The sequence below is a fragment of the Cypionkella psychrotolerans genome, from assembly GCF_001294535.1.
Classification (GTDB): Bacteria; Pseudomonadota; Alphaproteobacteria; order Rhodobacterales; family Rhodobacteraceae; genus Cypionkella; species Cypionkella psychrotolerans.
The window spans coordinates 47,711-60,512 of the sequence record NZ_LGIC01000086.1 but is presented as its reverse complement, the minus strand read 5'-3'; the positions used below and the strand labels follow the sequence as shown (position 1 = coordinate 60,512).

Sequence of the window (12,802 nt, the reverse complement as noted above, 5' to 3'; positions counted from 1 at the left end):
GGGGCGGGGATGAGCGACAGTTTTCGCACCATGCAGGCGGTCAGCGATCTTGTGCATCATGTGAAACCTTTGCTGGCGCAGCATTTGGCTGTTGTCGCCGAGGCTTCGGGTTTGGGTCTGCGCGAGACGGGTGAGGCATTTGCACGGCTGCGGGATGATGGGTTTCGGTTTCAGTGTGATGAGACTTTGGCTTTGCTGGATGGGCTTGAGACGATTGCGATCTCCCAAGCCGAGGGGTTTGATCTGGCGGTTGTGGTCCTGCTGACGGATATTTTGCAACGGCGGCGAGTGTCGGGATTGTTGACCGAGGCTTGGGAAGACGCCTGCAACCGCTTGCGCGATTGGCCTGCGACTTTACGGGCGGCGGTGGCGAATGGACTGAGGCGGGCCGTCGAACTGAGCGCTATCAAGTTGCAAATGCCGCCAACTGATGCGGACTGCCAGACCCACCAACCTGCGGAGATTGCCGAGTCGTTGCTACGCATCGCGCGATCCATGCGGCGGGATGAATTGCATGCGGTGGCGGGGGCTGATCATGGGTGTGATATTGAAAAGCACTTTGCTGCGCTGATGGATGTAATCGGCAAGCGTGACGGGATATTTCCCGAAGGCGAAGTCTGGTATCCGTCTGAGGTCATCGAACTTACTGCAAATGTCCCAAATTCCCCCGGTTTTGAGGGCTGCACTGCGATTTTGTTGCTGAACGCTATGGCGCATGGCGATCGCACAGGCTGGTTTGATTTTCGCTGGCCGCTTCATGGCGCGGCTTATTGCGCGCTGCGGCCTTCAACCCGCGACCCTATTCTTGCGGGAATCAGGCATATCTATGAAACCGATGCTAATTTCTTGTGCATGGAAGTGGTCAATCTGTCGGGGCGACTTGGCGAAGGTGCCACGATCCCCGTCGTTGACGATCTCTTGTAATCGGAAAGCGCGCAACCGTTGCTCTGCGCCAATCGCAGCGCTAGAAGCGTTTGACGCATTGGAAAGGCCGCCTCATGTCTCGCAAACCCGTTGTTCTGTGCATTTTGGATGGCTGGGGGATCAATGCTGACCCGACCTCTAGCGCGCCTGCGCAGGCCAATGTGCCGAACTTCAACCGGATTTGGGCGACGTGTCCGCACTCGACGCTGATCACTTTTGGCCCGGATGTGGGCTTGCCGACCGGGCAGATGGGGAATTCGGAAGTCGGGCACACCAATATCGGCGCGGGGCGGGTGGTGGCGATGGATCTGGGCGCGATTGATCTGGCGGTGGAGGATGGCACGTTTGCCACCAATCCTTCGCTGTTGGAGTTTGTTGCCAAGCTGAAAGCCAGCGGGGGGACAGCGCATCTGATCGGGATGGTGTCGGATGGCGGCGTGCATGGCCACATCACCCATGTGATTGCGGCCTGCCGCACGATCACGGCTTTGGGCGTGCCTGTCGCGCTGCATGCGATCACCGATGGCCGCGATGTGTCGCCTTCGTCGGCTGCGGAATTCATCGACATGCTGATGGTGCAACTGCCAGCGGGCGCCAAGGTTGCCACGGTGATCGGGCGCTATTGGGCTATGGACCGCGACAATCGCTGGGAACGGGTGCAGCGCGCCTATGATGCGATGGTGATGGCCAATGGCGAACGGGCTGAAACCCCGGCGCAGGCGGTGGCGCAGTCTTATGCCAAGGGTGAGATGGACGAGTTTATCGCGCCCACGGTGATCGACGGCTACGAAGGCGCGATTGATGGCGATGGGGTGTTTTGCCTGAACTTCCGCTCGGACCGCTCGCGTGAGATTTTGGGGGCGCTGGCGGCTCCGGGGTTTGCGGGCTTTGCCACTGGCGACAGGCCTGAATGGGCGGCGATGCTGGGGATGGTGGAGTATTCCGAAGACCATAATGCTTATATGGCAACGGCCTATCCGAAGCGCAGTATTTCCAACACCTTGGGCGAATGGGTGGCCAAGCAGGGGCTGACGCAGTTTCGCCTCGCTGAGACCGAGAAATACCCGCATGTCACCTTCTTTCTGAACGGCGGTCGCGAGGTGCCGTTTGAGGGCGAAGACCGCGCGATGCCGAAATCGCCGAAGGTGGCAACCTATGATTTGCAGCCGGAAATGTCCTCGGTTGAGGTGTCCGATAACCTCGTGATGGCGATTGAGAAGGGCTATGATCTGATCGTGGTCAACTTCGCCAACCCGGATATGGTCGGGCATACCGGCAGTTTGACGGCAGCCATCAAGGCTTGCGAGGCGGTGGATATTGGGCTGGGTCGCGCGCTGGTGGCGCTTGAAGCCAAGGGTGGGGCCATGATCGTCACCGCCGATCATGGCAACTGCGAGATGATGGTTGATCCGGTGACGGGCGGCCCGCACACCTCGCACACCGTCAATCCGGTGCCGGTTGTGCTGGTTGGCGGCCCTGCGGGGGCGGTGTTGCGTGATGGCGGACGGTTGGGCGATCTGGCCCCGACGATTCTGGCGTTGATGGAACTGCCGCAGCCGCCTGAGATGACCGGGCGGAGCCTTATGCTGGCATGATCCGGATCGCTGCCCTGCTGGTGATGCTGACCGCCTCGGCGGCAGCGGGCGGCGTGGCCGAGGATGCGGCTGAGGCGAGTGCAGAGCTGCAGCAAGCGGTGGCGGCGTTGCAAGCGGCAGAAGGCGCGAAGGATCGGGTTGCGGCGCTGACCCAAACCATCAAGGCTTATGAGGAGGGGCTGGCGGCATTGCGCGAAGCTTTGCGGCAGGCGGAACTGCGCGAAACCGCGCTGACCCTACAATTTCAGACCAAACGCGACCGGATTGCGCAGCTTTTGGGGGTGCTTTCCCGCATTGATGCCGAACCGGGGCCGCTGCTGTTGCTGCACCCGACTGGGCCGCTGGGCACGGTGCGCTCTGGCATGATGCTGGCCGATGTCACCCCGGCGTTGCAGGCAGAGGTCAATGGTCTGAAAGGGCAATTACAAGAACTCTCCGATCTGCGCCGCTTGCAGAAGGCGGCGGGGGAAACCTTGGGGCAGGGGCTGGCTGCGGCACAGGTGGCGCGATCAGACCTGAGCCAAGCCATGTCAGACCGCACCAAATTGCCCAAGCGTTTCACCGAAGACCCCAATGTGCTGCGGGGCCTGCTGGAATCGGCGGATACGCTAGAGGCCTTCGCGGCGGGCCTTGCGCTGGATGATACCGGCAACGCCAGCTTTGCCGATCAGCAGGGTAAACTCGATCTGCCCGCGCTGGGCACTTTGCTTTTGAAACCCAATGAAACCGATGTGCGCGGCGTGACCCGCCCCGGCATGACGCTGGCCACCCGGCCCGCAGCCCTAGTCACCAGCCCTTGGGCGGCGACCATCCGCTACCGCGGTCCGCTGCTCGACTACGGAAACGTGATGATCATTGAACCCGGCGGCGGCTATCTTATGGTTATGGGCGGGCTCGATCAGGTGTATGGCGAAGTGGGCGAAGTGATCGCAAAAGGTGCTGCGCTGGGCCTGATGGGCGGAGCGGCGGCGGGAAGTGGTGATCTTCTCGCGCCTGCGAAAGAAGGCAGTGGCGGACGCGAGACGGAAACGCTTTACATAGAGTTGAGGCAAGGTGCGAAACCAGTGGACCCAATGCAGTGGTTCGCGGCAACCGCCAAAGCAGAGGAATAGGACGAGCCGATGAAGAAGATGATTATCGCGGCACTGTGCGGCTCGATTGCTGGCGGCGTTATAACAACGCAGGTGGCGGGCCCGTTGATCGCGCAGGATGCGACGAAAAACGCCTCGGTCTATGAACAGCTGGATCTGTTCGGCGATGTGTTTGAACGGATCCGCGCGCAATATGTCGAGGATGTCGACAGCAAAAAGCTCGTCGAGGCGGCGATCAACGGCATGCTCACCTCGCTGGACCCGCATTCCAGCTATATGGATGCCAAGGCGTTTGACGATATGAACACCCAAACGCGGGGCGAGTTCGGCGGCTTGGGCATCGAAGTGACGATGGAAGAAGGCTATATCAAGGTCGTGTCGCCGATGGATGGCACGCCTGCCGATAAAGCGGGCATCAAGCCGGGTGATTTCATCACCACGGTCGATGGCGAAGCGGTGCAGGGCCTGACGCTGGATGAGGCGGTCGATAAGATGCGCGGCCCGATTGGGTCAGAAATCGTGATCACCGTGGTGCGTGAAGGCGTGAAAGAGCCGTTCGATGTCTCCATCATCCGCGACACCATCAAAGTCGCAGCGGTGAAAGCGCGGTTGGTCGGCAATATCGGCGTGCTGCGGGTGTCGTCGTTCAACGATCAAACCTATCCGGGCATCCAAGACGGTATCAAGAAGCTGACCGAAGAAGCGGGCGGCGCGGACAAGCTGAAAGGCTTCGTGATTGATCTGCGCAACAACCCCGGCGGTTTGCTGAAACAGGCGATCCTGACCTCAGACGCGTTTCTGAACGAAGGTGAGATCGTCTCGACCCGTGGCCGCAATGCGCAAGACAGCTCACGCGAGAATGCAACGCCGGGCGATCTGGCCGATGGCAAGCCGATTGTGGTGCTGATCAACGGTGGCTCGGCTTCGGCCTCGGAAATCGTCGCAGGTGCGTTGCAAGATCACCGCCGCGCGATTGTGGTGGGGACCAAGAGCTTCGGCAAAGGCTCGGTGCAAACGCTGATCCCGCTGAAGGGTGAGGGCGCGATGCGGCTGACCACGGCGCGGTATTACACCCCGTCGGGGCGCTCGATCCAATCTTTGGGCGTGATGCCGGATATCGTGGTGAACCAACCTGTCGTTGATCCAGCGGCAGAAGGCACCGAGGCGAAAGCGGCGGAGGATCAAACCAAACAGCGCACCGAAGCCAGCTTGCGGGGTGCTATCACCAATGATTCGATGACCGACGATGAGAAAAAATTGTTGGAAGACGAGCGGGCGCGCACCGAAGAAGCCGCCAAGCTGCGCGATGAGGATTATCAACTGGCCTATGCGGTGGATATTCTGCGCGGATTGAACGCTGTGGCGACCAAGCCGTAAGTGCAAAGCTAACCAACTGCCGCGCCTTGGGTTTTGGGCGCGGCAGTTCTTATTTGAGGCGCATATGACCGTCGATCCTGAAAGCCTGCCGTATCGTCCCTGCGTTGGCGTTGTGTTGATCAACGCCGAGGGCTTGATCTTTGCGGGTCAGCGGTTGGACAACCCGGTGCCGGCTTGGCAGATGCCGCAGGGTGGCATTGACGATGGCGAAAAGCCTCGTGCTGCGGCTTTGCGTGAGTTGTGGGAAGAAACCGGCGTCACCGCCGATCTGGTGGAGTTTGTCGGCAAAACCCACCATTGGGTGACCTATGATCTGCCGCCCGAGTTGTTGGGTAAAGTCTGGGGCGGCAAGTTTCGCGGCCAGCGGCAGAAGTGGTTCTTGTTCCGGTTTTTGGGGACAGATGCGCAGGTCAATATCGCTTCCGACCATCCCGAATTCTCAAAATGGCGCTGGATCGGTGCCGAGGAGATGGTGGCCTCGATCGTGCCGTTCAAGCGTAAGGTTTATCAGGAAGTCGTGCAGGCCTTCCGCGCCTATCTGGCCTAAACCGGTTTGCGAAAGGTGATCGAGGTCGGCTGCACATAGCCGGGATGGGCGGTACGGTTGATTTCCTGAAAGCCCATGGCCTGAAAGATGGCGTGGTTCTCCACAAGTTCCACTCGCGTTTCCAACTCCACCGCCGCCAGCCCCAAAGCCCGCGCCCGCGCCTCAGCCACACCGACCAACGCCCGCGCCAAGCCCTTGCCACGCTGGCTGGCACTGACCGCCAGCTTGCCAAGGTACAGCGACTCCGCCTGCAAGGTCAGGAACATGCAGGCAACGGGCGGGCTGCCGATCACCCATACCTCACCGCTTTCGGCCTTTGTGGCGATGTCGGCTTCGGTCAGCCGCTGCATCGAAGATGGCGGATCAATCCGCGCCTCCATATAGGCGAATTCAGCGCGGATCAGGCGCAGGATGGCGGCCCAATCAAAGGGCGCTGTCGCACGGTAGGGTGTCATTTGCGCGGCAATCCATCGGCCAGATGCAGCCACGGCAGCATCTCATCGGTGTGGACGTGGCTTTTAGCGGCATAGATCGTGGGGTCGTCCAGCAAAGCGGCATAGAAATGAATCTCTCCCGGGTAGCGATCCGACCGATAGGCCACTTGGGAGCCGCAGGTCGCGCAGAAATCCCGCCACACGCCGGACGATGAGGCATAGGTGGCGGGCGCGGCCCCTGTCCATGCCCAAGCCCCATGCGCCACGCCAAAGAATGAGGTGAACGCCGAGGAACACGCCCGCCTGCAGCTTTCACAATGACAGTGGCTTTGCCACAACGGCGCGGCGGTGCAGCGAAACCGCGTGGCACCGCAAAGGCAATGGCCGGAATAGGGCGGGGTCATGGGCAGGCTCCTTCACGATGAATTATTCCGTCTCACCGCGCACGGGTCAATGGCGCAGAGTTGATCTCGTCGACCAATATCTTGGGGATAAGCGCCCATCCTATGCCATATCCAGCGGCCACAAGTTGACACGCAGCATCCCCGGCCCGAAACTGCCCCTCCAACGGAATCAGGACAAACGCCTTTGCGCTTTACCAAGCTGCGGCTGAATGGCTTCAAAAGTTTTGTGGACCCGACCGATCTGGTCATCCACGACGGGCTGACCGGGGTGGTCGGCCCGAACGGCTGTGGCAAATCCAATCTCTTGGAAGCGATGCGCTGGGTGATGGGCGAAAACCGCCCCTCGGCGATGCGCGGCGGCGGGATGGAGGATGTGATTTTCAATGGTGCCGCCACCCGGGGGGCGCGGCATTTTGCCGAAGTGGCGCTGGTGCTGGACAATTCCGACCGCCTCGCGCCCTCGGGTTTCAACGATGCCGACACGGTTGAGATCACCCGCCGGATCACCCGCGATGCAGGCTCGGCCTATAAGCTGAACACCAAGGAAGTGCGCGCGCGCGACGTGCAGATGTTGTTTGCTGATGCCTCGACGGGGTCCCACTCGCCTGCTTTGGTGCGGCAGGGGCAGATTTCTGAACTGATCAACGCCAAGCCGAAAGCCCGGCGGCGGATTCTGGAGGAAGCCGCTGGAATCTCGGGCCTTTATGCCCGCAGGCATGAGGCGGAACTGAAGCTGGCCGGTGCAGAAGCCAATCTTCTGCGTGTCGATGACGTACTGGAATCGATGGCCCAGCAGTTGTCGCAGCTGACCCGCCAGGCCAAACAGGCCGCGCGCTATCGCGAGATCGGCGAAGAACTGCGCCGCGCCGAAGGCCAACTGCTCTACCGCCGCTGGCGTGAGGCTGAACTCGCCCGCGCCGAGGCCGATGGCCTGCTGCGCCAGCGCTTGACCCAAGCTGCCCAAGCCGAGGCCGCCGCGCGTCTGGCCGCCAAGCAGCGCGAGGCCGCCGAGGATGCGCTGCCGCCGTTGCGTGAGGAGGAGGCGATTGCCGCCGCCATCCTGCAACGGCTTATGGTGCAGCGCGACCAGTTGGGCGACCAAGAGGCCCGCGCCCGCGCGATGATCGAAACGCTGCGAGGCCGCATCGCCGAACTTGACCGCGATGCCGAGCGCGAATCCAGCCTGAACCGCGACGCAGGTGAGACGATCGGGCGGCTGGACTGGGAAATCGAGCAGCTTTTGCGCGTGCATGACGGCCATGAGGATCGGCTGACCGAAGCCGCTGAGGTGGCGCGCGAGGCTTCGGCGATTCTGACCGACCGCGAAGGCGTTTTGTCTCAGGCCACCGAGGATGCTGCGCGGTTGGCGGCGCGGCATCAGTCGATACAGCGGATGTTGGCGGACAGCAAAGCCACGGTGCAGAAGGCCGAACACGAGGCCGCGCGGGCGGCAGAGGCGGTTCTGGCGGCAGAAGCCGCGTTGGAAGCAGCCACGGAAGCCTTTGAAGCGGCGGAGGAATCGCAGGTTTCCGCCGCTGAAGCCGCTGAAGCTGCCGAGGAAGCTCTGCTTGCCGCCGAAGATGCGCGGGGTGAGGTGCAGGGTCGCGAGGCCGAGGCCCGTGCGGCGCGCTCCGAGGCCGAGGGTGAGGCGTCTGCTCTGCGCGCTGAAGTTGCGGCCCTGACTCGTCTGGTGCAGCGCGAAGCACAAGCGGGGCATCAACTGCTCGATCTGCTGGTGGTCGAAGCGGGCTTGGAAAAGGCCATCGGGGCGGCTTTGGCAGATGATCTGCGCGCACCGGAAGTGGCGGCCGATAAACCCTCGGGCTGGGTTGCTCTGCCCGATTACGCCACGCCGCAAAGCCTGCCCGTGGGCAGTGCGCCGCTGTCAAACCATGTGCAGGCCCCTGATGTTCTCGCCCGTCGTATGGGGCAAATCGGCCTTGTGAACCGCGCCGACGGCCCGCGTTTGCAAGCCGATCTGCAACCGGGCCAGCGCCTCGTTTCCCGCGAAGGTGACCTCTGGCGCTGGGATGGCTTTCGAGCGGGAGCCGAAGATGCGCCCTCCGCCGCCGCTTTGCGCCTGCAACAGCTGAACCGGTTGACCGCCTTGAAACGCGATCTGGAGGAAGTTGCTGCGCGTGCGGAAGGGGCATCGCAGGCCCACGCCCTGCTGCAAACTCGCCTCGCCGACCTCGCCCGTGCCGACCAGACCGCCCGTGATGCCCGCCGCACCGCCGATACCCGGGTGTCCGAGGCCAACCGCATGGCCGCCCGCGCCGAAGCCGACAAATCCATTTCTGGCGGTAAGCTAGACGCCGCCCGCCTGTCAGTGGATCGCTATGAAGGTGAGGTCGCTGAGGCGCGCGAACGGTTGGAATCCGCGGTGGCTGCCGAGGAAGACCTGCCCGATCTCGACACCGCTCGTGAGGGCGTCGAGGCCGCCAAGCTGGCGGTGGAGGCCGCCCGCATCACCATGATGTCGCGCCGCTCTGCTCATGATGAGTTGCGCCGCGAAGGCGAGGCGCGCGTGCGTCGGCGTCAGGAAGCGGTGAAGGAACTGTCAGGCTGGAAACATCGGCTGGACACAGCGGCGAAGCGCATCGCGGAGTTGGCCGAACGCAAAGCCGAGACGCAAGAGGAGCTGTCAGAGGCCTCTGCCGCGCCGGAAGAAATCGCCATCAAGCGTGAAGAACTCAGCGATGCGATCACCGAGGCCGAGGTGCGTCGCGCGGTGGCCGCCGATGCGTTGTCCAGTGCCGAGGCCGCCCTGCGCAGCGCCCGCGACACCGAACGCGAGGGCGAGCGGTTGTCAGGGGACGCCCGCGAAGCCCGCGCCCGCGCCGAGGCGCGCACCGAAGCCGCGCGTGAAACCGTTAACCTTGCCGCCGAACGTATCGCAGAAGAACAGGGCGCTACCCCCGATCAGCTTCTCGACACGCTGAAAGTCGACCCCGACAAGATGCCGGATGCCGAGATTTTGGATACCGACGTGCAACGCCTGAAGCGGCAACGCGAGGCTTTGGGCGCGGTCAACCTGCGCGCCGAAGAAGATGCGAAATCGGTTTCCGATGAATACGACGCGCTGGCGCAGGAAAAAATTGACCTCGAAGAAGCGATCAAAAAACTGCGCTCTGGCATCGCGGGCCTGAACCGTGAAGGCCGCGAACGCCTGCTGACCGCGTTCGAACAGGTTAACGCCAACTTCGCGACTTTGTTCACCCATCTGTTCAATGGCGGTGAAGCGCGGCTGGTTCTGGTTGAATCCGACGACCCACTAGAGGCTGGGCTGGAGATTATGTGCCAACCGCCCGGCAAGAAACTCGCTACCCTGTCGCTGCTGTCGGGGGGCGAGCAAACCTTGACCGCTTTGGCCCTGATATTCGGCGTCTTCCTCGCCAATCCCGCGCCGATCTGCGTGCTCGATGAGGTTGACGCGCCGTTGGACGACGCCAATGTCACCCGGTTCTGCGATCTGCTGGATGAGATGACGCGGCGCACCGAAACCCGCTTCCTGATCATCACCCACCATGCGGTGACGATGGCGCGGATGGACCGCTTATTTGGTGTTACCATGGCAGAACAAGGTGTTAGCCAGTTGGTTTCGGTCGATCTGAAGCGTGCCGAGGCATTGGTCGCCTGATGGAACAGCTGCTGCGCGAGGCTGGTTTTACCGGGGTAGAGGTGGTGGACGGCGTGATTTACGCCCGCAGCGACCCGACGTTTCCCGAATTTACCGCCACGCAGAGCGGTCGCGATTGGCTGTTTGCGCAGGCGTGGCCGCTGCGCGCAACGCCTGCGCAAATCGCGCAATGGACCGCCCAGCACCCCGATGCACCGATGGATATTTACCAAGGCGAGACCCGGATTACCCTCCGCGCAACCCCAGAAAACCTCACACTTTGGGCCGATCTGACCCGCGCCATGGTCGCTCAATGTGTCGCATGGCGGCGCGCCACCCGCCAACGCGATGAGGGCATGTAGCGCTAAAGGTTAACGCAGCACCTGCAAACGATCCCCCAAAGCCACCTCGCCATCGACCTCAACCGAACACAGAATCCCGCGCAACCGCAGGGTCGGGCTGGCGCGCACCCAATCATAGGCATCGGTGCCGTAGCGCACCTTCCACTTCGCGCAAGAATCGTTCCACACATCCGAGACCCGCAGCACCGCCGTGCCCGCCCGAATAAGCGTCCCAACCGGCAGATTGGCCTCTGACATCTCCAGATCCGCCACAATCGGATCGCCCGGATGCGGCTGGTTGCGGTCCTGCCAGACCAGATCCATCACCCGGCTTTGCAGAATCGAGACCTGAATCCGCGGATCGGGGCTGCCATCCGCCATCCGCATCCAGGGCGTCGTCATCCAGCGTTCGCCCGGAATGCCATCGGCTTTGGTCATGCGGATCCGATCCGGAAAAGTCCGCTGGCCAAGCGCAGGCCGCAGACAAAGGCCGCGAATCGGGGCATCGGTCTTCGGTGCCGCCTGCACGTGCGGCAGAGCATCCTGCAATTCGGTCAAAGTAATCATGCGATGCTCCATATCTCTGCGCCCCGAAGTCCCGCGTGTAGGGCTCTTTTCGTCCTATCGGCCTGCCGTTTGCGACATTTTCGCAACGTAAGCGGGGCATTTCTACATCGTATTCTCAGCGTGTCACAAAATTAAGCAGTTCGCAGGCAATCTTAACAGCAGTGATGGAGGCGATGATGCTGGAGTTCTTGCCGCAGGATATTCGGGACGGGTTGGATGCAGCCCGCAAACGTGAGTTTGCCCGGAAATCGCGCCTGCGCGTGCAGGTCGGCGAGGCGGTATTTCCGGTTACGCGCTTCTGGCATGACGGTTTCGCCTTGGATGCAGCCCTCACCCCGCATCTGCGCGGTCTGGTCGATGTCTACGATGGCTCGCGGCATATTTTCCAATGCCTGATCGTGGCTTCACTGGTCGAGAATGGTGATTTAGTCTGCGATTTCAAGAGAATGACCTTGGTGTCAGATCGCGCCCCACTGGATTACTATCGCGAGGAAAACGCACCCGTGGCCCTGCTGCCAAGGGCCTGAGGTCTGGTGCGGCGCAGCCGCCGCACCCTTTGCGTGACAGTTCCGCTATTGCAGATCGGCAAAGGCCGCTTGCAACCGCTGCACCGCCTCAACCACCACCGCGCGCGGGGTGGCGAGGTTAAAGCGCAGAAACGACTCACCGCCGGCACCGAAGGGCGTGCCATGATTGCTGGCGATTTTTGCCTGCTTTTGCACCCGATCAATGAATTCAGATTGCGCCATGCCGGTGCCGGCAAAATCCACCCAAGCCAGATAGGTCGCCTCCAGCGGCATCGAATTCAGGCCGGGGATCTGGTTAATACCCTCGTTGAAAATCTTGGCATTGCCGTCAAGGTAAGCACAAAGTTCGTCCACCCAGGCCGCACCTTCGGGCGAGTAGGCGGCCGTCGCCATGAACATCCCGAACGAGTTAGGCGAGATCCCCATCGCGTTCATCCGCTCGGCAAAGCGGGCGCGCAGTTTCGGGTCTGCGATGATCACGTTGCCAGAATGTGCGCCCGCGATGTTGAAGGTCTTAGTGGTCGCCGTCATCATGACCAAACGTTCACTTATCTCCGGTATTGCTGTCATCACCGTGTGTTTCTGCCCCGGCATCACAAGATCATGGTGAATCTCATCCGACACCAACAACAAGTTGTGGCGAATACAAAAGTTCGCCACGCCTTGCAATTCGGCCAAAGTCCAAACCCGCCCGCCCGGATTATGCGGCGAGCACAAGATCAGCATGGTTTCAGCGCCGGTCATCTGGGCATCCCAGGCGGCGAAATCCATTTCATAACGCCCGTTCACATTGGCGAGCTTGCACTCAACCACCTGCCGCCCCGCGCCTTTGATCACCCGCGCGAAGGCGTGATAAATCGGGGTGAACAGCACCACGCCGTCGCCCGGTTTTGTAAAGGCATCGACGCACATCGCGGTGCCATTCACCAATCCATGCGTGGTGAAAATCTGATCCCGCTCCACCGACCAGCCGTGCCGGGTCTGCATCCACCAGCGAATCGCATCAAGATAGGCTGCATCATCACCGTAATATCCGTAGACGCCATGCGCCATCATGCCTTCGAGGGCCGTTTGCACGCAGGTCGGCGGACGGAAATCCATATCCGCCACCCACATGGCGATGCCGTCCTTGGCCGGCACGCCGTAGAAGGCCTCCATCGAATCCCATTTGACAGAATGTGTTCCAAAGCGATTGATTGGGGTGTCGAAGGTCATGGCTATCCTGCTGCGTTTCGGTATTTCGTTCTAGTTAAATTAAACTAATCAGAAAATCATCCCTACTTGTTGGTATAAATCGGAAATATATGCCAATAAATCATAATTTATCGGGAAAAATTACCACTGCATAGGCTTGGATGCCATTTTCAATGAATCCC

12 protein-coding genes are annotated in these 12,802 nt (G+C 61.3%); 8 read left to right on the top strand and 4 right to left on the bottom strand.

Going from position 1 to position 12,802, the window contains the following annotated elements; translation table 11 throughout:
- Nucleotides 1–9 precede the first annotated feature (9 nt).
- From AKV04_RS19970 to AKV04_RS19950, 5 genes are all read left to right on the top strand, one after another.
- Nucleotides 10–924, top strand: coding sequence for a hypothetical protein (locus tag AKV04_RS19970; RefSeq protein ID WP_054008163.1), 915 nt, complete (start codon nt 10–12; stop codon nt 922–924).
- 74 nt (nt 925–998) lie between these two features.
- Nucleotides 999–2,519, top strand: a complete 1,521-nt coding sequence (gene gpmI, locus AKV04_RS19965) for a 2,3-bisphosphoglycerate-independent phosphoglycerate mutase (protein WP_054008162.1) — start codon at nt 999–1,001, stop codon at nt 2,517–2,519.
- On the top strand, nt 2,516–3,631 hold the full coding sequence (locus AKV04_RS19960; protein ID WP_054008161.1) for a murein hydrolase activator EnvC family protein: 1,116 nt from the start codon (nt 2,516–2,518) through the stop codon (nt 3,629–3,631). The genes gpmI and AKV04_RS19960 overlap by 4 nt, the downstream gene beginning before the upstream one ends.
- Nucleotides 3,632–3,640: 9 nt before the next feature.
- On the top strand, nt 3,641–4,987 hold the full coding sequence (locus AKV04_RS19955) for a S41 family peptidase (RefSeq protein ID WP_054008160.1): 1,347 nt from the start codon (nt 3,641–3,643) through the stop codon (nt 4,985–4,987).
- A gap of 64 nt (nt 4,988–5,051) precedes the next feature.
- Nucleotides 5,052–5,534 (top strand): RNA pyrophosphohydrolase, encoded by a 483-nt coding sequence (locus AKV04_RS19950; RefSeq protein ID WP_054008159.1) that lies wholly within the window; start codon nt 5,052–5,054, stop codon nt 5,532–5,534.
- Here the strand turns inward: AKV04_RS19950 and AKV04_RS19945 are convergent.
- Together AKV04_RS19945 and AKV04_RS19940 are read right to left on the bottom strand one after the other, a co-directional pair.
- A complete protein-coding gene (locus tag AKV04_RS19945; protein WP_054008158.1) occupies nt 5,531–5,989 on the bottom strand; it encodes a GNAT family N-acetyltransferase in 459 nt (152 codons plus the stop codon). The genes AKV04_RS19950 and AKV04_RS19945 overlap by 4 nt on opposite strands.
- On the bottom strand, nt 5,986–6,372 hold the full coding sequence (locus AKV04_RS19940; protein ID WP_054008157.1) for a GFA family protein: 387 nt from the start codon (nt 6,370–6,372) through the stop codon (nt 5,986–5,988). Before AKV04_RS19940 ends, AKV04_RS19945 begins: the two co-directional genes overlap by 4 nt.
- A 184-nt stretch (nt 6,373–6,556) precedes the next feature.
- On the opposite strand from AKV04_RS19940, the gene smc reads away from it, so the two are divergent.
- On the top strand, nt 6,557–10,012 hold the full coding sequence (gene smc, locus AKV04_RS19935; protein WP_054008156.1) for a chromosome segregation protein SMC: 3,456 nt from the start codon (nt 6,557–6,559) through the stop codon (nt 10,010–10,012).
- Nucleotides 10,012–10,353 carry a hypothetical protein gene (locus AKV04_RS19930; protein ID WP_054008155.1) on the top strand — a complete coding sequence of 114 codons (342 nt, stop codon included), beginning with the start codon at nt 10,012–10,014 and terminating at the stop codon, nt 10,351–10,353. The genes smc and AKV04_RS19930 overlap by 1 nt, the downstream gene beginning before the upstream one ends.
- A 9-nt stretch (nt 10,354–10,362) precedes the next feature.
- Here AKV04_RS19930 and AKV04_RS19925 read toward each other — a convergent pair whose 3' ends face one another.
- Nucleotides 10,363–10,899 (bottom strand): MOSC domain-containing protein, encoded by a 537-nt coding sequence (locus tag AKV04_RS19925; RefSeq protein ID WP_054008501.1) that lies wholly within the window; start codon nt 10,897–10,899, stop codon nt 10,363–10,365.
- Nucleotides 10,900–11,075: 176 nt separating this feature from the next.
- Here AKV04_RS19925 and AKV04_RS19920 point away from each other — a divergent pair, with 176 nt between their 5' ends.
- Nucleotides 11,076–11,426 (top strand): hypothetical protein, encoded by a 351-nt coding sequence (locus AKV04_RS19920; RefSeq protein WP_054008500.1) that lies wholly within the window; start codon nt 11,076–11,078, stop codon nt 11,424–11,426.
- A gap of 45 nt (nt 11,427–11,471) precedes the next feature.
- Here AKV04_RS19920 and AKV04_RS19915 read toward each other — a convergent pair whose 3' ends face one another.
- Nucleotides 11,472–12,641 carry a MalY/PatB family protein gene (locus AKV04_RS19915; protein WP_054008154.1) on the bottom strand — a complete coding sequence of 390 codons (1,170 nt, stop codon included), beginning with the start codon at nt 12,639–12,641 and terminating at the stop codon, nt 11,472–11,474.
- Between the last annotated feature and the right edge of the window lie 161 nt (nt 12,642–12,802).

Excerpts from the sequence above, each read along its gene's own strand:
- AKV04_RS19945 (WP_054008158.1), bottom strand. The coding sequence starts at position 5,989 with ATGACACCCTACCGTGCGACAGCGCCCTTTGATTGGGCCGCCATCCTG.
- AKV04_RS19930 (WP_054008155.1), top strand. The coding sequence starts at position 10,012 with ATGGAACAGCTGCTGCGCGAGGCTGGTTTTACCGGGGTAGAGGTGGTG.
- AKV04_RS19955 (WP_054008160.1), top strand. The coding sequence starts at position 3,641 with ATGAAGAAGATGATTATCGCGGCACTGTGCGGCTCGATTGCTGGCGGC.
- AKV04_RS19920 (WP_054008500.1), top strand. The coding sequence starts at position 11,076 with ATGCTGGAGTTCTTGCCGCAGGATATTCGGGACGGGTTGGATGCAGCC.
- AKV04_RS19940 (WP_054008157.1), bottom strand. The coding sequence starts at position 6,372 with ATGACCCCGCCCTATTCCGGCCATTGCCTTTGCGGTGCCACGCGGTTT.
- AKV04_RS19970 (WP_054008163.1), top strand. The coding sequence starts at position 10 with ATGAGCGACAGTTTTCGCACCATGCAGGCGGTCAGCGATCTTGTGCAT.
- AKV04_RS19915 (WP_054008154.1), bottom strand. The coding sequence starts at position 12,641 with ATGACCTTCGACACCCCAATCAATCGCTTTGGAACACATTCTGTCAAA.
- AKV04_RS19925 (WP_054008501.1), bottom strand. The coding sequence starts at position 10,899 with ATGATTACTTTGACCGAATTGCAGGATGCTCTGCCGCACGTGCAGGCG.
- AKV04_RS19960 (WP_054008161.1), top strand. The coding sequence starts at position 2,516 with ATGATCCGGATCGCTGCCCTGCTGGTGATGCTGACCGCCTCGGCGGCA.
- AKV04_RS19950 (WP_054008159.1), top strand. The coding sequence starts at position 5,052 with ATGACCGTCGATCCTGAAAGCCTGCCGTATCGTCCCTGCGTTGGCGTT.
- gpmI (WP_054008162.1), top strand. The coding sequence starts at position 999 with ATGTCTCGCAAACCCGTTGTTCTGTGCATTTTGGATGGCTGGGGGATC.